This window comes from Acidobacteriota bacterium (assembly GCA_003225175.1).
Taxonomy (GTDB): Bacteria; Acidobacteriota; Terriglobia; order Terriglobales; family Acidobacteriaceae; genus Gp1-AA112.
This window is the reverse complement of the sequence record QIBA01000054.1, coordinates 54,104-77,409: the sequence shown is the minus strand read 5'-3', so window position 1 is coordinate 77,409 and position 23,306 is coordinate 54,104. Positions and strand designations below refer to the sequence as shown.

The 23,306-nt window shown below is 56.9% G+C and carries 18 protein-coding genes; 5 read left to right on the top strand and 13 right to left on the bottom strand.

Features of this window, described 5'->3' with window-relative positions:
- Positions 1-4 precede the first annotated feature (4 nt).
- Positions 5-208 (top strand): hypothetical protein, encoded by a 204-nt coding sequence (locus DMG62_15365; GenBank protein PYY22102.1) that lies wholly within the window; start codon positions 5-7, stop codon positions 206-208.
- An 81-nt stretch (positions 209-289) separates the two neighbouring features.
- Here the strand turns inward: DMG62_15365 and cobA are convergent, their stop codons facing one another.
- The 6 genes from cobA to DMG62_15335 all read right to left on the bottom strand — a co-directional run bounded on the left by cobA (position 290) and on the right by DMG62_15335 (position 6,843).
- Positions 290-1,045 (bottom strand): uroporphyrinogen-III C-methyltransferase, encoded by a 756-nt coding sequence (cobA, locus tag DMG62_15360; protein PYY22101.1) that lies wholly within the window; start codon positions 1,043-1,045, stop codon positions 290-292.
- Positions 1,042-1,611, bottom strand: a complete 570-nt coding sequence (locus DMG62_15355) for a siroheme synthase (protein PYY22100.1) — start codon at positions 1,609-1,611, stop codon at positions 1,042-1,044. The genes cobA and DMG62_15355 overlap by 4 nt, the downstream gene beginning before the upstream one ends.
- Positions 1,612-3,321, bottom strand: coding sequence for a nitrite reductase (locus tag DMG62_15350; protein PYY22099.1), 1,710 nt, complete (start codon positions 3,319-3,321; stop codon positions 1,612-1,614).
- Positions 3,322-3,329: 8 nt separating this feature from the next.
- Positions 3,330-4,412 carry a putative sulfate exporter family transporter gene (locus tag DMG62_15345; GenBank protein PYY22098.1) on the bottom strand — a complete coding sequence of 361 codons (1,083 nt, stop codon included), beginning with the start codon at positions 4,410-4,412 and terminating at the stop codon, positions 3,330-3,332.
- 555 nt (positions 4,413-4,967) lie between these two features.
- Complete coding sequence (locus DMG62_15340) at positions 4,968-6,443, bottom strand: adenosine deaminase (protein ID PYY22097.1); 1,476 nt, start codon at positions 6,441-6,443, stop codon at positions 4,968-4,970.
- 169 nt (positions 6,444-6,612) lie between these two features.
- Positions 6,613-6,843, bottom strand: a complete 231-nt coding sequence (locus tag DMG62_15335; protein PYY22096.1) for a hypothetical protein — start codon at positions 6,841-6,843, stop codon at positions 6,613-6,615.
- Between the two features lie 169 nt (positions 6,844-7,012).
- Between DMG62_15335 and DMG62_15330 the strand changes: the two genes are divergently transcribed.
- The 4 genes from DMG62_15330 to DMG62_15315 all read left to right on the top strand — a co-directional run bounded on the left by DMG62_15330 (position 7,013) and on the right by DMG62_15315 (position 10,934).
- Positions 7,013-7,783, top strand: coding sequence for an ABC transporter ATP-binding protein (locus DMG62_15330; protein PYY22095.1), 771 nt, complete (start codon positions 7,013-7,015; stop codon positions 7,781-7,783).
- Position 7,784: 1 nt separating this feature from the next.
- Positions 7,785-8,417 carry a hypothetical protein gene (locus tag DMG62_15325; GenBank protein ID PYY22094.1) on the top strand — a complete coding sequence of 211 codons (633 nt, stop codon included), beginning with the start codon at positions 7,785-7,787 and terminating at the stop codon, positions 8,415-8,417.
- A gap of 32 nt (positions 8,418-8,449) precedes the next feature.
- On the top strand, positions 8,450-9,457 hold the full coding sequence (locus tag DMG62_15320) for an ABC transporter substrate-binding protein (GenBank protein PYY22123.1): 1,008 nt from the start codon (positions 8,450-8,452) through the stop codon (positions 9,455-9,457).
- A 190-nt stretch (positions 9,458-9,647) separates the two neighbouring features.
- Positions 9,648-10,934 carry an aminopeptidase P family protein gene (locus DMG62_15315; GenBank protein ID PYY22093.1) on the top strand — a complete coding sequence of 429 codons (1,287 nt, stop codon included), beginning with the start codon at positions 9,648-9,650 and terminating at the stop codon, positions 10,932-10,934.
- 162 nt (positions 10,935-11,096) lie between these two features.
- On the opposite strand, the gene DMG62_15310 is transcribed toward DMG62_15315, so the two are convergent.
- From DMG62_15310 to tal, 7 genes are all read right to left on the bottom strand, one after another.
- Positions 11,097-11,684: a protein yceI precursor gene (locus DMG62_15310; protein ID PYY22092.1), complete on the bottom strand. Its 588-nt coding sequence runs from the start codon at positions 11,682-11,684 to the stop codon at positions 11,097-11,099.
- A gap of 88 nt (positions 11,685-11,772) precedes the next feature.
- A complete protein-coding gene (locus DMG62_15305) occupies positions 11,773-14,481 on the bottom strand; it encodes a glucosidase (protein PYY22122.1) in 2,709 nt (902 codons plus the stop codon).
- Between the two features lie 327 nt (positions 14,482-14,808).
- The gene (gene pgl / locus DMG62_15300) at positions 14,809-15,570 is read right to left on the bottom strand and encodes a 6-phosphogluconolactonase (protein ID PYY22091.1); all 762 of its coding nucleotides are present in this window, start codon (positions 15,568-15,570) and stop codon (positions 14,809-14,811) included.
- 106 nt (positions 15,571-15,676) lie between these two features.
- Positions 15,677-16,687, bottom strand: a complete 1,011-nt coding sequence (gene glk / locus DMG62_15295) for a glucokinase (protein ID PYY22090.1) — start codon at positions 16,685-16,687, stop codon at positions 15,677-15,679.
- Between the two features lie 217 nt (positions 16,688-16,904).
- Entirely contained in the window at positions 16,905-18,434 is a 1,530-nt protein-coding gene (locus tag DMG62_15290) for a glucose-6-phosphate dehydrogenase (GenBank protein ID PYY22089.1), read from the bottom strand.
- A gap of 432 nt (positions 18,435-18,866) precedes the next feature.
- Complete coding sequence (gnd, locus tag DMG62_15285; protein ID PYY22088.1) at positions 18,867-19,865, bottom strand: decarboxylating 6-phosphogluconate dehydrogenase; 999 nt, start codon at positions 19,863-19,865, stop codon at positions 18,867-18,869.
- 285 nt (positions 19,866-20,150) lie between these two features.
- A complete protein-coding gene (gene tal / locus DMG62_15280; GenBank protein ID PYY22087.1) occupies positions 20,151-23,042 on the bottom strand; it encodes a transaldolase in 2,892 nt (963 codons plus the stop codon).
- Between the last annotated feature and the right edge of the window lie 264 nt (positions 23,043-23,306).

The following is a 23,306-nucleotide window of genomic DNA, read 5'->3' as shown; positions in this document are numbered from 1 at the left end:
GGATGTGAGCTCCGGGAGATTCGCCCGCGAATCTTATGATTCTGTCATCCTGAGCCTTCTTTTGACGAAGGATCTCCCGGAATATTTCGTCTTAACTGCTGGATATTGGCTTTGGCCCGGAATCGTGAAAGAGCCAGGACACGCCATTGAAGATTGCGACATAGCGGGAGATCTTTCGCCAAAGAAGGCTCAGGATGACACTGTTTAGGAAATCGGAGGCACGATTGCCAAGGTTAGGCGGCGCTCGCATTCACCTTAGCGGCACATCCAAGACCTATAAGAACTGAAGTCAGATGACTTTGCCGCTGCGGTTTGCTGAACCTGCATCGAGTGGCGCGAGGGCTTGTATTTCATCGTGCCTAAGCACCTCCCCGACGAGCAGAATCGAAGGCGCAGGCAAAGCTCCCGAATTGGGAAGAGCGCCCAGAGTAGTCCGAAGAACTGATTGTGTCTCGTGCGAAACGGCACTTACCACCGCACAGGGAGTTTCGGCAGAAAATTTTTCCTGCAGAAGCTGATTCACTATCGTCGAGTAATCGGAACCAGGCATATACACCACGTGTGTCGCCCGGTCGTCGGAGGCTCCCTGGGAGCGATGCCCAGTGCTGAAGATCACTCGAGCGGCCTTGCGACGATCGGTAAGCGATGTCTGCAGAGCCGCAGCGGCAGCGAACGCCACGCTGATTCCGGGGATCACTTCGAATTCAATTCCGCGCGCATGTAGAGCATCAATTTCTTCCCCCGCCCGCCCAAACAACATCGGGTCCCCAGACTTCAGCCTCACTACGTTTCGTCCGAAGCTCGCATAGGCGACGATCATCGCGTTGATCTCTTCCTGGGTAACGCGTGCAGCGCCACAGCGCTTGCCAACGGAGATAATCGTCACTGTCCGCGGAATTAGTCCGAGAATCTCGCGACTGATCAAATCGTCGTGCAGTACGACATCAGCTTCGCGCAGCACGCGAACAGCCTTCATCGTGAGCAATTCCGGATCGCCCGGGCCTGCGCCTACCAGGAAAACCTTGCCGATGAGTGAAACCTTCACGTAGTAACTCCGCGCGGATAGACGAGGCCGCGCAAGAGCTGCAACCGCTCCGGTCCAGGCGCGTGCTCACGAAGAATTCGCCGGCGTTCGTCTCCGATTCGCTTGACCGTTTCGTCAAGATCCTCGGGCAGAAGCTGGCCGATCTCATCGCGCACGCGTTGTGCCAGCTGTGGGCTCTCGCCCTGCGACGAGACCGCAACGACTAGCGATCCTCTACGAACTACCGCAGGGTAGTAGAAGTCACAGAGCGGTGGCACATCAACCACATTGGCAAGAATCCCGCGCTGCTGCGCTTCGCCGTAAATCTGCTGGTTCACTTCTGGATCCGATGTCGCTGCGATGACAAGATAAACGCCGTCCAAATCGCCGGGCACATATTTTCGGGTATACCAGGTCACTCGATTCCCGAAAAATTCCCGCGTAGCAACAGCCGGCGAGGGATCGACGATCGTCACCTGCGCCCCTGCATCGAGCAAGCCCGCGATCTTCTGCGTGCCGACCTGCCCCCCACCGATGACCAGGCAACGTCGTCCATCGAGCTTCAAAAAGATCGGAAAGAGATTCATCTACTCCACTCCATGCGGCACTGCACGCGAGGCCAAATCGCGTTCGACGGGAGCAAACTGCGCTCCGGCAAGAAATTCGCGAAGCTCGAGATCGCTGTGGCGCGAGAACCACGCGCGCAGGTTCTCACCACTCTCCCGCGTCGTGAGGTAAGTGCGGAGCAGTCGCTCCAGCGCTTCGGGCACCTCGGTCGCCGGCACGCGATATCCCACCGGCCGCGCGGTTCGCGCCCATGCGCCTACTGATCCGCCTGCGCAGAAATAGTAGGCGTCCACCAGCTTGCCGTTATGCTTGATCTTCTTTCCCTCGAGCCCAATGTCCGCGATCCAATGCTGGCCGCAACTGTTGGGGCAGCCGGTGACGTGCAATTTGAGCTGCTGATCGAATTCGGGAATGCGCGACTCGAGCTCTTCAACGAGCCATCGGGCAAACGATTTCGTTTCCGTAATTGCCAGCTTGCAGAACTCCGTGCCGGTGCAGGCGACAGCGCCGCGCCAGAAGGGTGTCGCTTCAACCTGCAGATCGATATGCTGCAGCTCCCGCGCGAGTTCAGAAGCGCGGCTCCGCGGCACATTGACGAAAATGAGGTTCTGCATCGTGGTTGTGCGCAGTTCGCCCGTGCCGAAGCGTTCGGAGAGCTCGGCGGCCTGGGCAAGCTGATCTCCAGAGACGCGTCCGCGGAGAACCGACGCGCCGACATAGGCGAGCCCAGGCTGCTGCTGCGCATGAATTCCAACGTGGTCGCGATAGATATCGGCCGGAACCTGCTCATACTCAGCAGCCTCGAGCTTGTAGCCCAATCTCCACTCAAGCTCGCAACGGAACCGTTCTTCACTCCACCCTTGCTGAAGAAACAGGTGCTTGAGCCGTGCACGTTCCCGGTTCTCGCGCAATGCTGATTGTTCACGAAAGAGTTCCGCCACCGCACGCACCACATCGACCGCTTTTTCCAGCGGAATAAATGCGTTCAGCCGAACTCCGAGATGCGGATCAGCAGAAAGCCCGCCGCCCACACGCAGAGAAAATCCTGCCTCTGTTCGGCCAATCCGGACTCGCTCAGTCGCAGTCAGCGCGACATCGTTGATTTCGGGATACGAGCACCACGTTCTGCACCCTGTCGCGGTAATTTTGAATTTGCGCGGCAAATTGTAGAACTCCGAATTTCCGGAGAGTGCGCGCGCGATTCCCTGCGCGATCGGCGACGCGTCGAAGATCTCATCGGCCGCAACTCCCGCCAGTGGACATCCGGTCACGTTGCGCACCACGTCTCCGCATGCGCCTTTGGGGCCGAGTCCCACGGCTGCGAGTGCATCCATGGTTTCGACCAGTCCTTCAATTGTCAGCCAGTGCAGTTGAATGTTCTGTCGGACCGTGATGTCAGCCAGATTGCGAGCATGTTTCTTCGCGACCGCTGCAATCGCACGCAATTGATGAGAGTGCAGAATGCCGTTCGGCAAACCGATGCGCATCATGAAATACTCGGTCGCGAGTCCCTCGCCGCCTTTGCCTCCGATAGCGCCTGCTCCATCGCCCTGCGTGTAAATCCCCCACCATTTGAAGTACGCGTTGGCCCATTGCGAAGGAATGCTGCCGCGCCCATCGCGAGCAAACTGCCGGATCTGTTCGACGTGATCCCAGGGGTTGAGTTCACGCTTCAGGCGCTCGATCTTCTGCGCCTTGGTTTCTTTCACGACTTGTGCCGCTTCTGCCATAGAGATCCTTAGAAATGAGCTACGCGGCTGGCGCCAAGCACCAATCCAAGCGTGAGGGTTGCAATTACGATTTCTCCCAGAGCTCCCACCACAAACGGACGCAGCCCTTGCTTCGCCATCGCGCGGATGTCGGTTCGTAGACCGACCCCTGCAAAGGTGAGCAGGAACGCCCAGCGCGAAAGATTCCCCAGCGCTGCCGTCTGCGCCTTGTCAAAGACATGGAAGCTCGCGAGCGCCGAGATGAGCAGGAAGCCGAGTACAAATTTGGGAAACTTGGTCCAGAGGAATTGAGCTTTGTTTGGCTTGAATTCCCTAGCCTTGCTGGCAGCCCAGCGCAGAGCAAATCCAAGCACTACAAACCCAATCATCGCGTTGCGGGTGGTCTTCGCCAGCACAGCAAATTTCTGCGCGATGTCGGAGTAGATCGCGCCGGTTGCAACCGCTTCTGCCGTGTTGTCTACGGCAAGGCCAGACCAGAGTCCGAAGGCGTGATCGGACATGCCGAGCGCGTGTCCGATGAGCGGGAATGTGAACAATGCAATGGCGCCGAGCGCCAGGATGGCGGCTATTGCGAAGGATGCATCCTCGTCGTCGGCGTCGATCGCGCCCTGCGTGGCAATAATTGCTGAGACTCCGCAAACTGACGATCCCACCGCGAGCAGTGCGCTGAGATTTCGGTTTAATCCAAACAGACGGCCAAGCCATGTCATGAAGGTGATGGCAAGCGCCAGCTCGATAACAACCAGCACAAGGCTCACGCTGCCCATTAGCGCCAGGTCGCCAACCAGAAAGCGGGCTCCGAGCAGGACAATTCCCGTCTTGAGCCAGAAATCATACGTGGCGATCCCGGCGCGAAAGACCTTCGGGACTCCTACGGTATTGGCAACAACCACGCCAATGAGAATCGCCCAAAGAACATATTCAATATTGGGAAGGTGCAAATGATGCGTCTTGCCGTAGAGCGCGATCCTCTGCTCGATGAATTTTCCGAGTAGCCCGATCGCGGCGAGCAGGGCAATGCCCGGCAAGGGTTCGAAAAGCCGTTCTGGGAAGGAGGCTAGTCTCGGTTGCGGTATCGCAGCGGTTGCCATCTCGATCTCCTCTACCAGGGAACTTTCTTGATCACGCCCAGGCGCACGATCACAGCCAGGGCCAGCGCTGTCCACACGGCGAGCGCATCCAGTGACAGGGAAAAACGTTTGCGAAGTTGCGTCATAGCTGCTCCATTTGCGGCTGAAAGTAAGAAAGCCCATCCGGTATGGATGGGCTCTGGAGACTTATCGGGAACTGCTAAGAAAGTCTAGGAATGCACCTCCACACACGAGCGCACACAAATCCGACAACAACACATGCTCGCGATGGAGAGGTTATGCATTAGCAAAATAAACTATCGGACGGAGGTCTGGTCTGTCAACTGCGCATGAGATTCGAGTGGAAGGTTGCGGGATTCACGGATTTTGGCAATACATCCCAAGTAGTTCTGTGACAGGGAATAAGGAGAGCCGGCCGCCTCGGCCGTGTTTGGGAGTGGCACCTCATCACAAGGTTGGATCGGACAGTCAAAAGTCAAAACCCGGCCGAGGGCGGCCGGTTCTCCTTTCAATTAGCGTTCCACTTTAATCAGCGTTCCACTGACATTTGGGATGTCACCATTTTCGTCCCTCAAACTCCCTGAACCTCGCATCGAGATCGCTCAACAACTTCGCTCTCACCGGCGGCTCAACGAAGCTATACGCAATCGAGTCCCTTACGATCTTCTTCAATTCCGCATACGTCAGCCCATAAGCCTGAACAGCCCGCACATACTCATGCGTCATATCGCTCCGCGAAACACCCTCATCATCGGTAGCGATCACGACCGGCACTCCATACTTGCGGTACACCGGGAAAGGATGCCGATCCCCTTTAACGCCGAGAATCAGATCATTGCTTGTGAGACAAATCTCCACCGCGATCTGCTTCTGCGCCATCTCTCGCAAGAGCTCGAGCGGACGATCTTCCTGCATCACATCCGCTCCGTGTCCGATGCGCTGCGCATGACCGGTATGGATCGCCTCGCCAATATGCGAACGCAGCCCGCTCGGCGGTACCTGACCTGGAGCGAGCTCACCCGCATGTTCCGTGAGGTGCACGTCGGGATAGAGCTTGTGGAAGTAATCAAAGATCCTCATGTGCAGGTCGTAATCGTGCATCGAGGTGTATCCGTCTTCCGGCATCACGGGATTCACAGCTACGAACCGCGGATCGGCCTTCACGACGGCAAACCCGGTCATGATTTCAGCAAAGACCTGCTCTTTCGCCGTTCCGCGATAGACCTCGTAGATGTAGCGGATCGTCACCTTGCATCCGGGATCGGTATGGGCGGCTTCGGGACAACCGAGCACACGATCTTTCTCCGCCTCGGCGTCGTTGAGGATTTTCAGAACGCCCGCGACGGCGCTCTGGATTCCGGCAGCATTGAGCTTCTCGCGTTGTTCGTCGAAGTTATCGCTCCAAGCCGTTTTGGAACCAATCGCTCCGGAGTTCCGGTCGAATCCGACTGTCATCTCCAGGTACGACTCATTCTGGTGTCCAGCGCGCGAAGCCACTTCAGCAAGCGTTTCTCCAGTGTGAGCATTTGCCACTGCGACGAAGCGCCCAAAGGTCTGGAAAAAATGATCTTCAGCCGACTCCGAGCTCCCCGGCATGGAGTATGGAACGAAGTCGCGCATCGAAAGCGCGTCGATCATCAAGCGGTAGAGCGTCGGATCACTCGTCAGCCGTTCGGCGGGAACGATATCCCGTGACTCGTCGCATGGAGGCTGCGCAAAGGTAAGATGTTTTTGATCGATGCACAGCTTGTCGTTGACGGCGAACTGCAGATAACTCTCCGCATAAATTGCGCCGATTAGGTGATTGTGAAGGTCTCCACCTTTCGGCATTTCCCGCAAGAAAGCCGCAAGCAGCGGCGGACTCTTGCGTATGGATTCCAGATAATTGGAAGTTCGCTGTTCAGGAGTTTGCGCGAAGAATAATGGTGAACAAACGATCAGAAGATATAGGCAAGAAATTACTCTCGACATGGGAATCGCAAAGGATAACAGTTTTTGCCTGCGTGGTTCCGGCCGCCCTCGGCCGGGCATGGGCTGGGGCTTCCAAAGGTTCGATCTTTTGATGGGAAATCATCAACGGGAAAGTCGCACGAACTATATTTATGGAGTCCCCGCACCGTACCGGCCGAGGGCGGCCGGAACCACGTAGGCAAACAAAAGCCTCCCAAATCGGGAGGCCTTGTTTTTTGATTTGCAGAGTTTATTTGGGGTTCGAGGTGCCAGCGGTGCTTCCCGAGTCCGTAGTGGTGGTGCTCTTCTTGTGCTTCTTGTGATGCTTCTTGGTGGTCGTGGTCGTGGTCTTGGTCGTGCTCTGGTCACCGGAGGCTGTCTGTCCCGAAGACGCAGTGCTTCCGCTTGTTCCGCTCTGTCCTGACGGGGCGCTGTCCTGAGCGAAGCTCAGCGACGCTGTCAGAGCGAGGGCAAATACCATGGTCAACAGTTTTTTCACTTGTTCCTCTCCTCTTGGGGTAAGTAGAGATAAAACCGAGTGACGCGATCTCTGCCCCATATTGTAGACAAAATTTGGCAATCGCACACAACTGGCTGGAAATGACGCGGATCGCGTCTAAGATCGCCTTCCTGCGATACCATTCCAGTAAATGAGCAGCACGGACGAGAGCTCCGGATCCTCGCCTGTCATTGAATTCCGTGAAGTTGGCTACAAACTCGCCAATCAGAGTTTGCTGTGCGACATCAGCTTCTCTGTTTCCGCAGGTGAAACTCTGGTTCTGCTCGGGCGAAGTGGCGCGGGTAAGACCACTGCGCTGAAGCTCATCAATCGCCTGCTTACGCCTACGTATGGCGAAATACAAGTGAATAGCCGCAGCACGATCTCGTGGGATCCAATTCTGTTGCTGCGATCGATCGGATGGGTGATCCAGGAGTCCGGACTTTTTCCTCACTACTCTGTGGAAGGCAATATCGCTGTGGTGCCGAGGCTTGAGCGTTGGCCGGAGGATCGCGTAAGAGCACGCGTCTCCGAACTCATGCAGCTTGTCGGGCTGGACGCGAATTTGCGAACTCGATACCCACATCAGCTCTCCGGTGGCCAGCGGCAGCGTGTTGGGGTGGCAAGGGCGCTGGCGGCCGACCCCCGCATTCTGCTGATGGACGAACCCTTCGGCGCACTCGATCCAATCACTCGCGCGGAGTTGCAGAAGGAGTTTCTGGATCTGCAACGGCGCCTGCGAAAGACGGTCGTAATGGTTACCCATGATCTTCACGAGGCCCTGCGGCTTGCCTCGCGTATTGCGTTGCTCGATTCGGGAAAGTTGATCGGCCTGTTCGGCAGTCAGGAATTTGCCCATTCACAGGACGAACGCGTGCTGAAGTATGTGAGCCCGTTTCGGGAAGCGGCGTTGCCGATCTAATATGCTCAACTTCTTCATCAGGAACCGAGGCCAAATCGCCTCGCTCACGCTCGAGCATCTGTGGCTCGTGGGCGTTGCTATGGCTTTTGCCGTGATTGTTGGCATTCCGCTTGGAATCCTCGTGAGCCGCAATCCATGGCTGCGTAAACCTGTCCTGGGCGGAACGAACGTTCTGCAGACCATTCCTAGTCTGGCGCTGTTCGGGTTTCTTCTGCCCGCTCCATGGCTGGGAGCACGCGCTGATCGCCTGGCCATCGTTGCGCTTGTGCTGTACGCGCTGCTGCCAATTGTGCGCAACACCTACACAGGGATCATGAGCATCGATCCCGCAGTAAGAGAAGCGGCGATTGGAATGGGAATGACAGGCAACGAGCTTCTCACGCAAGTGGAGCTCCCGCTGAGCGCGCCCTTCATGCTCGCCGGAATTCGCATTGCAACAGTGACTGCAGTAGGAGTTGCGACGATAGCTGCGGCCGTCGGTGCAGGAGGTCTCGGCGAACTTATTTTTCGCGGCGTCGCGATGGTGAACGATCAATTGATTCTTGCCGGAGCCATTCCCGCAGCCCTGCTCGCGATCGTGGCCGACATTGCGCTTGGTGCAGTCGAGAAGCGGCTCCGCGTGCCCAACCCATGAGAGCGCGTGCCCGCCCACGCTGCATGGTAGAGATGCGGCATGCTGCGTCTCTGCCATGCCGCTTGCACCATGGAATCTGTCATCCTAAGGCCCTGATTTGGCCGAAGGACGTCCCGGGATGCCTGAGAGTGCTGGGTCGCAGGTGCGGCTCTTTGACCAAAGATGCCGTATTGCAGGCTTTGATTGCAACGCTGCTCATCCTGACCACCGGCTGTCAGCCCTCACACTCCAACCGAATCGTCGTCGGCTCAAAGAACTTCAGCGAGCAGGTGGTCCTCGCAGAACTGATTGCACAACACATCGAAGCCAAATTGCACGTACAGGTCGAGCGACGATTTTATTTGGCAGGAAGCTATATCGCTCACCAGGCAGTGTTGGCGGACCGTATCGATCTCTATCCCGAATATACCGGCACCGCCTTCACAGCAATCCTGAAGCAAGCTCCAAACTGGGACGCGAACGTTGTTTTCAACCAAGTGCGCGAGCAGTACGAGAAACAATTTCACCTCACCGTAATCTCGCCGCTCGGATTCAACAACTCGTTTGCGATGGTCATGCGCGGCGCGGAGGCGCGCAGACTCGGCATATCGAAACTCTCCCAAGCGAAAACCTACTCACCGCAATGGACGTTCGGCTGCGGCTACGAGTTTCTCGAGCGTCCGGACGGCTATTCGGGCTTTGTAAGGAGGTACGATCTTACGTTTGCCGGCAAGCCGCGCGTGATGGACCTTGGCCTCTTGTATCGCGCTCTCAAGGATCACCAGATAGATCTTGCCGCCGGCAACGGCACTGACGGTCTGATTGCAGCGCTGGACATGGCGGTGCTCGAAGACGACCTGCACTACTTCCCGCCGTACGAGGCTGTTCCCATTGTGAACGACAAAGCCCTGCGCCGCTTCCCTCAACTCGCGACGACGCTGAACGATCTCACCAACACTATCTCTGACGGCGAAATGCGGCGGATGAACTATGCGGTCGATGGCGAGCACCGCGACGTGGTCGATGTAGTCAGGGAATTTCGGGAGAAGAAAGGACTGTAAAGAATCGGGCCATCGGGCCAAGTAAGAAGGCCATCGGCACTCGGCTGTCGGCTTTCGGCCTCTGGGTTGCTGTGTAACTCACAGAAGAGCTTCCTGGCAGAAAGCCGAACGCCGATAGCCGAACGCCTTTTGAGTTTTTACTTCACCCGATGGCCCGATCACCCGATTCTTTCTATAATCTCGCTCACTCATGCTCACTCGCCGCGACTTCACCAAACTTGCTGGACTCGGTGCAGCAACTGCGCTCGTCCCATCGATCTCGACAGCCCAGGAACAGAATGCGCCGAGTCTTCCTGCGCCGATTGCGCAGCTGAAGTCGCGCAAAGCTGAAGCCAAGCCAATCGCGATCGAGGAGCGGCAGCAGCGGCAGGAGCGGGCCCGCCAACTGATGCGCGAGAACAACCTCGACGCCATCCTGATGATCGGCGGCACTTCGCTGGTGTACTTCACGAACATTCGCTGGTGGAACAGTGAGCGGCTGTTCGCGGCGGTTCTTCCCGCGAAGGGAAATCCTTTTTACGTCTGTCCCGCATTCGAGGAGGACCGGGCGCGCGAGCAGATCGCCAATGGTCACGAAGGCAACAACGCCGACGTTCGCACGTGGCAGGAGGACGAGGATCCGTACCGCCTGGTCGCCGCCGGGCTCAAAGATCGGGGTATCAGCAGTGGACGCATTGGCATTGAAGAGCGCACGACATTTGTCTTTAGCGACGGCATCGCAAAAAGCGCACCCCAAGCGAGCATCACCAGCGCAACTGCCGTGACTGCGGGATGCCGGATGATCAAGACTCAGCACGAGCTCGATCTCATGCGCCTGGCGAATCAGGTGACGCTTGAGGCCTACGAGGCAGTTTACAAGTCCTTGCACGCGGGAATGTCGCAATATGACTTTGCCAACCTCATCGAAGCTGCCTATTCCAAATTGGGATTTCGTGGCGAAGCCAGTGTGAACACCGGCGAGGCTTCTGCCTTGCCGCACGGATCGGCGAAGCCGCAGATCATCCGCGAAGGCACAATCGTCCTCATCGACGATGGCTGTTCGGTGGAAGGCTATCAGTCGGACATCAGCCGAACGTTCGTTCTTGGAAAACCGACCGACAAGATGCGCAAGGTCTTCGATATCGTCCACCGAGCTCAAAGCGCCGCGCGCCAGCAGGCGCGGCCCGGAGTAGAAGCGCAATCAGTGGACGCAGCCGCGCGCAAGGTGATCGCCGACGCTGGCTACGGACCGGACTACAAATACTTCACGCACCGCGTCGGCCATGGCATTGGCATGGACGGCCACGAGTGGCCGTATCTAGTGCGTGGTGACACCATCGCGCTGCGCCCGGGCATGGCTTTCAGTGATGAGCCAGGGATTTACATTCGCGGAGAATTCGGCGTGCGGCTCGAGGACGATATGTACATCACCGAGAACGGCGCCGAGCTATTCACGCCGCAGAGTCCGTCGCTTGAGGACCCTTTTGGGAAGGGATGAAGAATCGCGTGATCGGGCCAAGTAAATGGCCATCGGCACTCGGCTGTCGGCCTTCGGCCTCTGTGTTACTGCGTAACTCACAGGAGAGCTTCCTGGCAGAAAGCCGAACGCCGATAGCCGAACGCCTTTTGAGTTCTTACTCCACCCGATCACCCGATTGTATTATTTCCCCGGCCCCTTCTGCGTCAGCTCGGCATCGATGTCGATCTTAATCTCTTCGCCAATCATCACCGCCGGAGCTTTTGCTCCGACGCCGAAGTCTTTGCGGTTGACGCTGGTCGATGCCGAAAGTCCACGACGCTTACCTCCACCGCGCTCAATGGGTGCTGATGGACCATCCACGTCGAGGGTAACTTCCTTCGTCACGCCATGAATGGTAAGGTCACCGACAACTTTCAGTTTGCCCTCCCCATTCTTACTGATGCTCTTCGACTTGAAGGTGATCTGGGGAAACTGCGCGGCGTCGAAGTAATTCGGACTCTTCAAGTCGCTGTCGCGATTCTCGTTGCCTGTGTCGATCGTATTGACTTCCATGGTCGCGGTGACACTCGACTTGGTGACGTCATTGTCGTCAATCATTGCCGAGCCGGCGGTCTTCACAAAGCGGCCATGAACATTGCTAATGCCCATGTGGCGCACGGTGAAGCCAGCCGTGGTGTGCGCGGGATCGATTTGCCACTCTGCGCCCTGAGCCCAGACAGCGGCGGTGAATAGTGCAACAGCGAACAAGCTGATTGCGTGTCGTTTCATTCGGTCTCCTGAAAAAATCGAATTAGTTCAATCAGAGATGCAGGACATTGTACGGTCTGATGCAAATTTTGCGCACGTTAACTTAGCATCACTTCGCGACTTTGGTCTGCTTCCTTGCATTCGCCGATGCTCCCACCCGCCGCATCTGAGGCTCGCCGTTCTGCTGCATGAGCTTGGCGATCAGACCGGTCCAGCCCGTCTGGTGCGACGCACCCAGTCCGGCGCCGGTGTCGGCGTGGAAATACTCATAAAAAAGCACAAGGTCTTTCCAGTAAGGATCGCTTTGGAATAGCGGATTCCGCCCGTGCGCCGGGCGCTTTCCCTCTGCGTTTCGCGTAAATAAGCCTGCTAAACGATCGGAGAGCTCAGCCGCCACCTGGCCGAGATTCATTGAGTTTCCCGATCCGGTCGGACACTCCACTTTCAGCTTGTCGCCGTAGTAGTGGTGATAGCGCTGCAGCGCCTCGATAATCAGGAAGTTGACAGGAAACCAAATTGGGCCGCGCCAATTGGAGTTGCCGCCGAACAAACTCGTGGTCGACTCACCTGGCTCATAGTCCACCACAGACTCGCGTCCGCCAATCTCCAGCTTGAATGGATGATCGCGGTGAAACTGCGAGATGCTGCGGATTCCATACGGCGACAGGAACTCCTTCTCGTCGAGCATAATCTGCAAAATCCGCCGCAGACGCTTTTCATCGACGATCGCCAGCAGTTGCCGTTCCTTCACGCCTTCGGCGTGGAAGCATGCGATGTTTCTTGTAAGGTCCGGACGATGCTCCAGATACCACTGGATTCTGTGCGCGAAGTTCGGCAAGCGCTGCATCAGTCCGGGTTCGAGTGTCTGCACGGCGAACAGCGGCACCAGTCCCACAATGGAACGAATGCGCATGGGGATGTGCTCGCCATCGGAAACGTGCAGCACGTCGTAATAGAAGCCTTGTTCCTCGTCCCAGATCCCTTCGCCATCGATGCTGCGGTTCATCGCGTTCACGATGTACAGGAAGTGCTCCCAGAACTTGATGGCCGTATCCTCGTACACGGGATCCTGCATCGCCAGATCCAGCGCGATCATCAGCATGCTGAGGCTGTAAGTAGCCATCCAACTGGTGCCATCGGATTGCTCCATGAAGACGCCGCTCGGAAACTTCATGCTGCGATCAAAGGCGCCGATGTTGTCCAGTCCCAGGAAGCCTCCCTCAAAAATGTTGTTGCCTGAGGTATCTTTCCGGTTCACCCACCAGGTGAAGTTGATCAGCAGCTTGTGAAAGATGCGCTCGAGATAAGCAAAGTCCCCTTTGCCCGTCATGCGCCGCTCGATCTGATAGACGCGATGCGCAGCCCAGGCGTGCACCGGCGGATTCACGTCCGAGAAGTTCCACTCGTACGCAGGCAACTGCCCATTGGGATGCATGTACCATTCGCGGCATAGCAGCGTGAGCTGATCCTTGGCGAAGTTCCAGTCCATCAAAGCAAGCGGAACACAATGGAAAGCCAGATCCCAGGCCGCGAACCACGGATACTCCCACTTGTCCGGCATGGAGATGATGTCGTCTGAGTAGAAGTGGCTCCAGTCGTGATTTCTGCCCTGAAGCCTTTCCTTGGGCGGCGGCGGTTGTGCGGGATCGCCCGCGAGCCACGTGCGCACGTCGTAGTTGTAGAACTGCTTCGACCAAAGCATGCCGGCAAAGCCTTGGCGCATGATGTTGCGACCCTCAGGCGACATCGACTGCGGAATGATGTCGCGATAGAACTCGTCGGCATCCAAGATTCGTTCGTGGAAAACCTCATCGAATGCCTTCCCGAAATGATCCTGCATGCTGTTGATGTTTTCGGTAAATACCAGCTTGACGACCGCGCTCTCGCCCGGCGCGATCTCCAGGTCGTAATACGCCGATGCCTTGGTCCCGGTCTGCTCTGCGTTGATGCGATAGCGCTGCGCCTTCACCACGTAATCGTTGATGCCGTCTTTCTGATAAAAGCCGCGATTAGGCGCGTTGAACAGACGCCTCAGATTGCTCTCGTTTTCCGTGAACAGAAGCTGTGGCGATCCCTCGGCGAAGAGCCAGCGCTCGCCGTACTGGGGATGGTAGACGCGCATTAAAGGCATGCCCTGAACGTCAGCCATACGCTCCAGCTTCGGCTTGATCTGCTCGGGATCGTCTTTCCACGACCAGAGGTTGCGAAACCAGATCGTCGGCAGCAGGTGCAGCCGTGCCGTTTCGGGACCGCGATTCCACGCGGTGATGCGAATCAGTATGTCCTCGCTCGTCGCCTTCGCATATTCGACAAACACGTCGAAATAGCGCCCATCATCGAATATTCCGGTATCCATCAGCTCGAACTCGGGATCGAGGCGCGTTCGCCGGCGGTTCTCCTCAATCAGCCGCGGGTAAGGAAACTCCTGCTGCGGATACTTGTACAAAGCCTTCATGTAAGAATGCGTCGGTGTGTTGTCCAGATAGAAGTAGCATTCCTTTACATCTTCTCCATGATTGCCTTCTTGTCCGCTCAGTCCAAAGAGCCGCTCTTTGAGAAACGGATCATGCCCATTCCACATGGCCACGGCAAAGCAGATGAGCTGATGCCGATCGCAGAATCCGGCGATGCCATCTTCATTCCAGCGATATGCACGCGATCGCGCCTGATCAAAAGTGAAATAACCCCACGCATCGCCATTCGCACTGTAGTCCTCGCGAACTGTGCCCCACGCGCGCTCGCTGAGGTACGGCCCCCAGCGCTTCCAGTAGACTTCGCGATTCTTGTCTTCGATTAGGCGTTCGTGTTCTTTACGCATGAAGAGGCAGCGGAAAAGCAGCAATTAGCGATTAGCAATTAGCTACAGCAGTATCTCTATCGGATTGCAGACTGTTCACTTTGTTGCAGGATAAATGTTTCGATGTTGCTCGGCGAACTTGGGAACTAATGAATTGTCATCCTGAGGCCAGATGTTGGCCGAAGGATCTCCCGCGATGTTTCCGACATGATTGCAGCCAGTGCGGCTCTTTCACCAAGAACTCGGGCATTTTTGGCCAAAGTGCCATGCGAGGGCGACTAAGTTCGACGCATTCCGGGAGATCCTTCGGCCAACATCGGGCCTCAGGATGACAACGCAACAGTGCAGTCACTTAGTCGCTGGCGCGAGCGTCGCTGCTGCCGCCCTATCCACCAGCCAAATCAGTTCTCCGTGCGTCGGCTGCACATACTTCACTGGATAAACATCCGGGCTACCCTGACCGATCACCTCGCTGAAAGGCTGCGCTTTATCTTTCCCGCAGACCATCAGCAACACGCATTCTGCCTGATTGATCACAGGACGCGTGAAGGTAACCCGCCACGTATTGAACTTCGGCACCCAGTTCGCGACTACGCGCTTCTTGAGTTCATGAACAGCCGTTGTACCAGGAAAGAGCGAAGCGGTGTGACCGTCAGGTCCCATCCCAAGAAAGATCAGATCGAAGCGCGGCAGCTGATCGTCACCCTTGAGTTGAAAGACCTTCACCAGTTCGCGATCGTATTCTCCGGCTGCTTTGGCGGCATCGGGATTCTCGGTGTGAATGCGGTGAATGTTAGCCGCGGGAATTGGGACCTTCGACAGCAGAGTCTCCTTAGCCATCCGGTAATTGCTGTCCGCATGATCGGGAGGCACATGGCGTTCATCGCCAAACAAAATTTGCACTCGCGACCAGTCCACCAGCTTGGGATTCTTCGCCGAGCGCTCGGCCAGGATGGAGTGCATCGTTTTGGGCGTCGATCCACCCGAGAGTGCGACGGTGAATCGCCCATGATGCGAAATCGCGCGCTTCGCGCGCGCAACAAATTCGTCGGTAGCGGCCGCTGCGACTTGTTGAAGATCCTCGAGTACATGGATGCTGGGCTTGGACATCAGTTGCTGCCTTTGCGGAGAAAGTAAACCCCAACCATAGAATAATTGGCTTTTACTTTGCCCGATGACCCGATCAGCCGATAACCCGATGGCTCAATTCTTCCCTTCACCCAATCGCCACCTGCCCAACCTCGCTCCCCGCATGCATCATCGCCACATGTCCCGCGCCGAGCAGCGCGGTCTTGTCATTCAGCACCACGCGCACGGGAATGTTCTCGAGCAGCGGACGCAGGCGTCCCTTATCGCAAAATGCCTGGAAGAAGCGCGGCTCCTTCATTTTGAGCAGAATCTTCGGCGCGATGCCGCCGCCGATGTAGACGCCACCTGTTGCCAGATACTTGAGCGCCAGATTTCCCGCAGCTGCTCCGTAGATCTCAACAAAAAGATTTACCGCCTGCACGCACAACGGGCTCTTTCCCGAAAGACCGTGCTTTGAAATCACTGCCGAAGCATCGCCCGCCTTGATTTCGTCGGCGAGCCAGGCCTCTTCCTTCCCTTTTCCGGTATCGCGCAGGAACTCGTAGATATTGAACTGCCCGGGACCAGAGAGGACGCGCTCCCAACTCACGTGTCCGCCGAACTTCTGGTGCAGGTAATGCCAAAGTTCGGCCTGAAGCTCGTTCGCTGGAGCAAAGTCGGCGTGTCCACCCTCGGCCGCAAACGGATGATGCACATCGCCGTCCCAATATAGTCCGGCTTCGCCCAATCCAGTGCCGGCGGAAATGACAGCACGATTTCCCTTCGCTTCCGGTACTCCCGGAGCGATCACCTCGAAATCTTCTGCGCACAGCTCGGAGAGTCCATGCGCGTTAGCTAAGAGATCGTTGATCAGGTAAACCTTGTTCAGGCGGAGTTCCTTCTCAAGTTCCTTCTCGTCGATGATCCACGGCAGGTTTGGAGCTTCGACGCGGCCTTCATTCACCGGTCCGGCGACACCAAAGCAGGCAGTCCCGATTTGGTATCGATACTTGTCTCTGAATTCAAGCACTGCGGCATAGAGACTGCTGTAATCGTGGCTGTGCTTGACCTCTTCCACGATGGGGCGCAAACGTCCGTTCTGCCCTTCAAAATATGCAAGCCTTGCGCTCGTACCGCCGATGTCGCCGGCCAGGATCATGGTCAAGATTGTCTTTCTCCCATTGTTGCTCGAGGAATCGGGCCATCGGGTGATCGGGTCATCGGGTGAAGTAAGAAGGCTATCGGCACTCGGCTGTCGGCTTTCGGCCTATGTGTTGCTATGTAACTCACAGGACAGCTTTCTGGCAGAAAGCCGAACGCCGATAGCCGAAAGCCTTTTGGGTTTCACTTCACCCGATGACCCGATGGCCCGATTCCTATAGGTTTCTCCAGTGTCTGCCATCCCGAGCCATCAACTCCTCAGCCTCCCTCGGCCCCCACGTGCCTGCCTGGTAGTTCGGGAATTCCCTTGGAGGCAGCGCCTTCCACACGTCGAGCACTGGATCAACTGCTGACCAACCGGCCTCGACCATATCCGCGCGCTGAAAGAGAGTGGCATCGCCGATCATGCAGTCGTAGAGCAATACTTCGTAACCAGTTTGCGCGGTGCCGCCAAAATAATCCTGGTAGTTGAAGCTCATGTGCACTGGCCCGACCTTCACCAGCGGACCCGGAACCTTGGCGCCGAACTTAAGCGCAATACCTTCTTCCGGCTGGACGTTGATGACTAATTGATTGCTCGGCAGGTGCTCGATGTCGGTGTCGCGGAAGAGCACGAACGGCGCGCGCTTGAACTCAATGGCGATTTCCGTATGTCGCCGCGCCATGCGTTTGCCTGTGCGCAAGTAGATCGGAACGCCTGCCCAACGCCAGTTGTCGATCGAGAGCTTCAGTGCGATGAAGGTTTCAGTTCGGGAACTGGGATTCACGCTCGGCTCCTGACGGTAGCCAGGCATGCGTTCGCCTTTCTGCGTCGTTCCAGTGCCGTATTGACCGCGCACGGCGTTGTGAATCACCTCTTCTCCGCTCATCGGACGAATGGCGTGCAGCACCTTCGACTGCTCATCACGCACGTCATCTGCCTGGAACGAGATCGGAGGCTCCATCGTGGTCAGGCTGATGAGCTGCATGATGTGGTTGGGCACCATGTCGCGCAGCGTGCCCGAGGTGTCGTAGTAGCCTCCACGGCCTTCCACTCCCACGGTCTCGGCCACAGTGATCTGCACATGATCGATGTAGTTGCGGCTCCAGATCGGCTCGAAAAGTCCATTCCCAAAACGGAATACTAAGATGTTCTGCACCGTCTCTTTGCCCAGATAATGATCGATGCGGAAGATCTGGCTCTCGTAGAGCACTTCCTTGATCTGCTTATTCAGCTCCCTGGCTGACTCCAGATCATGCCCGAATGGCTTCTCGATGATGACCCGGCGCCAGGAACCGTTCTCTTCCTCCGAAAGATTTGACTCGCCCAGCTTCTGCACCGAGGTGGCAAAGAACTGCGGCGCGATGGCGAAGTAAAAGAAGTAATTGCCGTGCGTCCCGTGGACCTCATCGACTTCCTTCAACTGCACGCGCAAGCGCTTATAGGCTTCGCTGTCGCCGAATTCGCCCTGCACATAATAAGAATGACGTTCAAGCCAATCCACCAGTTCCGGATCGGCGCCCTCGGCGAACTGCTTGAGCGAATCGCTGACATGCTTGCGAAACTGATCGGTAGTCCAGCCATCCTTGGACATGCCGACGATGGCGAACTCGCGCGACAGCAGTCCGGTGCTCAACAGGTTGTAGATCGATGGCAGCAGCTTGCGCTTGGTAAGGTCGCCGGTCGCACCGAAGATGACCATTACGCAGGGACCGGTGGTCTTGGTGTGTGGAATGTTTGTCTGTACGGACGTTGCGGTCGCCATATGAGTCCTTTTTCTGCAGCTTACTTTTTATCGACTGTCATCTATCGACTGTCATCCTGAGGCCCTCTCTTGGCCGAAGGATCTCCCGAAATATTTCGGACGTACTTGCAGCCAGTGTGGCTCTTTCACGAGAACCCCAGACGTTTGGCCAAAATGCCACGCGGCAGCAATTACGTTTGACACATTCCGGGAGATCCTTCGGCCAAAAGAGGCCTCAGGATGACAGTTCTTTACTGCACGACAGTGGCTTACTGCATGGTAGAAGCGCAGCATGCTGGGTCTCTACGAAAATTTATCGGGCACTGTCGCACAGCCTCCGTCGGCTGTGGCTCTGCCCAAAACGAACACAGGCGAGGGCGCCTGTGCCACAAATGAGTTGATACCAAACTGCTTCGTGGCCGAAAGCCGACAGCTGATGGCCGAAAGCCGTTTTCAAGCAATCTTTCCCGCCGCCTTCTTCGGCTCAACATGTCCGCCAAACTTTTGCCGCATGGCTGACAACGTCTTCTCGGCAAATGTGTGTTCCTGGCGCGAGCGGAATCTGGTGTACAGCGCGGCCGTCAGCACGTCAGCCGGAACCGCTGTGGCGACCGCGGCTTCGATTGTCCAGCGTCCTTCGCCGGAGTCCTGGACGAATCCGCTGTATTGGGCAAGTTCGGGATCTTCTATAAGGGCCATCGCCGTCAAGTCGAGCAGCCACGAGGCCACTACCGATCCCCGACGCCACACTTCGGCGATCTCCGGAAGGTTTAGGTTGTAGCGCTGATCTTCGGAAATTTCTTTGGAGTTGGCGTTGCGGAAAATATCGAAGCCTTCGGCATACGCTTGCATCAGGCCGTACTCGATGCCGTTGTGCACCATCTTCACGTAATGTCCCGCTCCCGAAGGACCGGCGTGAATGTATCCCTGCTCGGCGGTGTTGCCCGGCTTCTTCTCCCATCCGGGAGTGCGTGGGATGTCACCGATTCCCGGCGCGAGTGTCTTGAAGAGCGGATCGAGACGCTTCACTGCCTCATCGGGACCGCCAATCATCATGCAATAGCCGCGATCGATGCCCCAGATGCCACCGCTGGTGCCGACGTCGACGTAGTGAATGCCTTTTGCCCTGAGGATCTTCGCGCGGCGGATGTCGTCCTTCCACATGGAGTTGCCGCCGTCGATGATGGTGTCGCCAGATTCGAGCCTTTCCGTGAGTGCGAAGACCGTCTTCTCGGTGGGATCTCCGGCGGGAACCATCACCCATACAGCACGCGGCTTGTTGAGTTTCTTCACTAGATCGTCCAGCCCGCTGCTGGGGACTGCGCCTTCCTTAGCGATCGCGTTGACAGTTTCGGCGCTCAGGTCAGAAACAACGATCTGATGGCCTCCGCGTATAAGGCGGCGCACCATGTTGCCGCCCATTCTTCCTAGACCTACCATGCCCATCTGCATAAGGTGGAACTCCTTTTAGAAATCGACACTCTTCGACCGTCATCCTGAGCCCCTCTTTTGGGCGAAGGATCTCCCGCGATGCGTCGGACTTAGTTGCCCCTTCGTGGCACTTTGGCCATGCACTCAGGCCCTCGTGAAAGAGCCGCACAAGCAGCAAGTAAGTCCGACATATTCCGGGAGATCCTTCGGCCAAAACCGGGCCTCAGGATGACAGTCTCTGAATTCAATCTGCATGGAGAGACGCAGCATACTGCATCTCTACCGATGTTCGTCACTTTGAGGTACTCAAATAACCTGCTTAACCACTCGATCCAGCGTCGCCAATCCCGCCGCCACATCTTTCCCTAAATGCACCCTCAGCGCCCGCCGATTCCGTTTGCTTAACACCTGGAAGTCGCCCCGCGCCTGCGCCGCTTTCACCACGCCGAACGTGAACTTCTGCCCGGGCACGGGCAGATCGGCTGCATCGTCGCAAGTGATCTGCAGAAAGACTCCCGTATTGGGACCGCCTTTGTATGCCTGTCCGGTGGAATGCAGGAAGCGCGGACCAAAGCCAAGGCACGTCGCTGATTTCTTGCGATCGCGGATCGCCTTGCGTGTGCTCTGCAGCGCCTTGTCATTAGCTTCGTTCATCTGCACGTAGGCGAGCAATGCCGCATAATCTCCAGCGCCAATGGTGTCGAGATGCGCACGGAGATACGCCGCCAGCGTCTTTTCTTTGCCTGCAGCAATCGTGAGCTTGCCTGCGTACTTCTCGTCCGCGAAGAGCTTGATGCCCTGGTCGTCGAGGATGGGGGACTCGGGCGGCAACGATCCGGTCTCTTCGTACTTCTGGGTGAGCTCGCGCGTCTCGATCTTGCTGGCCTCGACGTCGGGCTGATTGAAGCAGTTGATTCCGATCACAGATCCTGCAACCGCGGTTGCGATCTCCCAGCGGAAGAACTCCTGACCGATGTCGTACTTGTCCAGCACCTTGATGCGGACGACGGAGAGCCCAGCTTTCTCCAGCGCGTCCACCTTTGTGTCCTGCGCGGCATCGGCTGCGCCTTCCAGGCGGATGTAAACGAAGAGCCGGTCTTTGCCATAGACTTCAGGCGAGCCGACCTCTTCGCGATCCACCGGGATAATGCCTTTACCCTCTTTGCCAGTAGACTCGGCAAGCAACTGTTCGAGCCATGCACCCAGGTCGGAAATACCCGGAGAGGTAATGAGTGTGACCTTGTCTTTGCCGGCATTGCAGTGCACGCCCATGATGATTCCCAGAACGGCACCTGGATTGTCGGCTACGGGAACCGTCGCCGCACAGGCCTGCACCATCTCCTCGGTACAGTTCAGGAATTTCTTTACGTTTACGCCCATCACCGCTGAGGGTACGAGTCCGAAATCGGAGAGCGCGGAGTAGCGGCCGCCGATGTCGGCGCGTCCGTGGAAGATGTGACGGAACTTATCGCGGGTCGCGACCTTCTCGAAAGCCGATCCCGGATCGGTAATCGCGATGAAGTGCTCGCCAACTTTCGCTTCTCCTACCGTCTGCTTCATGCGCTCGAAGAAGTACTGTTTGAAGATGTTGGGTTCCAGCGTGCTTCCTGATTTGCTGGAGACGATGAACAATGTCGTCTTCAGGTTGAGCCTGCCCTCGAATGCTTTGATCTGCGCCGGATCAGTAGAGTCGAGCATGTGGAACTCGGGAAAGCCTTTCGCGCGTCCGAAAGTCATGCTCATAACTTCCGGAGCCAAGCTCGATCCCCCCATGCCGAGCAGCGCCACGTGGCTGAAGCCAGACTGCTGCACTTCTTCGGCGATGGAGTTGAGATGGGCGATATGCGCAAGTTGATCTTCGGTCATCGCCAGCCAGCCCAGCCAGTTGGATTCGTCGGAGTTGGTCCAGAGCGACGAGTCGCGTCCCCACAGGCGGCGCATCTTCTTGCCCTGTTCCCATTCCTGAACGGTCGCTTTCACCCTGGCTTCGAGATCGGCAGGCAGCTTCCACGTCATCTGGGCGATTTTTGGGGCTAAATTCTTCTTCCTGTTCTTCTCGATGGCTTCGAGCAATTTCCCGAATGCTTCTTCGAAGATATTCACTCCATCGGCGAGCAGTTTCTCCGTGGCGTCTTTCATCGACACCCCGGCGTTCGCCAGGTTCTGCATGGTTTGGCGCGCGGCGTCGAGATTGGCTTCGAGGCTTTCTTTGGGAACGCCGTGATCGCGGAATCCGTCGAAGGTTGCCGGAGGAATCGTATCGACGGTGTCTGGTCCGATAAGCTCCTCAACGTAGATCACATCGCGATAGCTTGGATTCTTGGTGCTGGTCGACGCCCAGAGCAGACGCTGTGTCTGCCCGCCCTTGGCCTTGAGCGCGTTCCATCTTGGGCCGCTGTAGATCTGCTTGTACCTTTCGTAAGTGAGCTTTCCATTGGCGATGGCGACTTTGCCTAACAGGGATTCGAGGAGCTGGCGCTCCTGGTCGGAGCCGGCACGCTTGATTTTTTCTGTCAGAAGGTTGTCGATAAGCGTATCGATGCGGCTGATGAAGAAGCTGGCCACGCTGGCCACGCGCGATACATCCCCGCCTGAAGCGGCAAATTTCTCCAGTCCGGTGATGTAGGCCTCGGCTACGTTTTCATACGCCTGCTGCGCGAAGAGCAACGTGACGTTCACGTTGATGCCTTCGCTGATCAGTTGCTGAATCGCCGGAACGCCGGCTGGAGTAGCAGGCACTTTGATCATCACGTTCTCACGCGCGACGCGCTTCCACAGACGGCGGGCCTCTTCGAGCGTTCCCGCGGTGTCGTTGGCGAGATCGGGCGAGACCTCCAGGCTCACGTATCCATCGCGGCGTTTCGTCGCTGTGTACACCGGCTTCATGATGTCAGCGGCGTCCTGAATGTCGCCGATCGCAATCTCTTCGTAGATTCCCTTCGCGTCCAGGTTGCTGGAGTTCAGGCGCGATAGCTTGTCGGCGTAGTCGTTGCTGCCGGCGATTGCCTTCTCGAATATCGCGGGATTCGAGGTAACGCCGGCGAGACCATCTTCGTCAATGTGGCGCTGCAGCTCACCGCTGGTGATAAGACTGCGCCGAATGTAGTCGAGCCATACGGATTGTCCGTAGGTGGCCAGCGCTTTGAGTGGATTGATGGAAGTGATGGACGTAATAGCAGTGGCACGAATCGCGCTCATTTTCTTGTACTCCTAAAAATTTTTAATTCGAGGCTGCATGGTAGAGACGCAGCATGCTGCGTCTTTACGAACGTTTAGTGAGTCCTGGTGGCACAGCCGCCCTCGGCTGTGGCTCCGCCCACACTCAACAACACTGGCACAGCCCGTACCACCATGAACTTTCCTGTTTTACTGACATACAAATTTGTCAGTAATCAGTGAATCCAGCCCTGTGCCCGAAGCACCTTGTCTGTTGCGAGCCTTGTGCAGAGCCACAGCCGAGGG

Coding starts and splice junctions, on each gene's coding strand:
- glk (PYY22090.1), bottom strand. CDS start 16,687: ATGATCCTGGCCGGCGACATCGGCGGTACGAGCGCAAGGCTTGCATAT.
- DMG62_15335 (PYY22096.1), bottom strand. CDS start 6,843: ATGGTATTTGCCCTCGCTCTGACAGCGTCGCTGAGCTTCGCTCAGGAC.
- tal (PYY22087.1), bottom strand. CDS start 23,042: ATGAGCGCGATTCGTGCCACTGCTATTACGTCCATCACTTCCATCAAT.
- DMG62_15325 (PYY22094.1), top strand. CDS start 7,785: ATGCTCAACTTCTTCATCAGGAACCGAGGCCAAATCGCCTCGCTCACG.
- DMG62_15305 (PYY22122.1), bottom strand. CDS start 14,481: ATGCGTAAAGAACACGAACGCCTAATCGAAGACAAGAATCGCGAAGTC.
- DMG62_15340 (PYY22097.1), bottom strand. CDS start 6,443: ATGCCCGGCCGAGGGCGGCCGGAACCACGCAGGCAAAAACTGTTATCC.
- DMG62_15315 (PYY22093.1), top strand. CDS start 9,648: ATGCTCACTCGCCGCGACTTCACCAAACTTGCTGGACTCGGTGCAGCA.
- DMG62_15345 (PYY22098.1), bottom strand. CDS start 4,412: ATGGCAACCGCTGCGATACCGCAACCGAGACTAGCCTCCTTCCCAGAA.
- DMG62_15320 (PYY22123.1), top strand. CDS start 8,450: ATGCGGCATGCTGCGTCTCTGCCATGCCGCTTGCACCATGGAATCTGT.
- DMG62_15355 (PYY22100.1), bottom strand. CDS start 1,611: ATGAATCTCTTTCCGATCTTTTTGAAGCTCGATGGACGACGTTGCCTG.
- DMG62_15330 (PYY22095.1), top strand. CDS start 7,013: ATGAGCAGCACGGACGAGAGCTCCGGATCCTCGCCTGTCATTGAATTC.
- pgl (PYY22091.1), bottom strand. CDS start 15,570: ATGTCCAAGCCCAGCATCCATGTACTCGAGGATCTTCAACAAGTCGCA.
- gnd (PYY22088.1), bottom strand. CDS start 19,865: ATGCAGATGGGCATGGTAGGTCTAGGAAGAATGGGCGGCAACATGGTG.
- DMG62_15290 (PYY22089.1), bottom strand. CDS start 18,434: ATGGCGACCGCAACGTCCGTACAGACAAACATTCCACACACCAAGACC.
- DMG62_15350 (PYY22099.1), bottom strand. CDS start 3,321: ATGGCAGAAGCGGCACAAGTCGTGAAAGAAACCAAGGCGCAGAAGATC.
- DMG62_15310 (PYY22092.1), bottom strand. CDS start 11,684: ATGAAACGACACGCAATCAGCTTGTTCGCTGTTGCACTATTCACCGCC.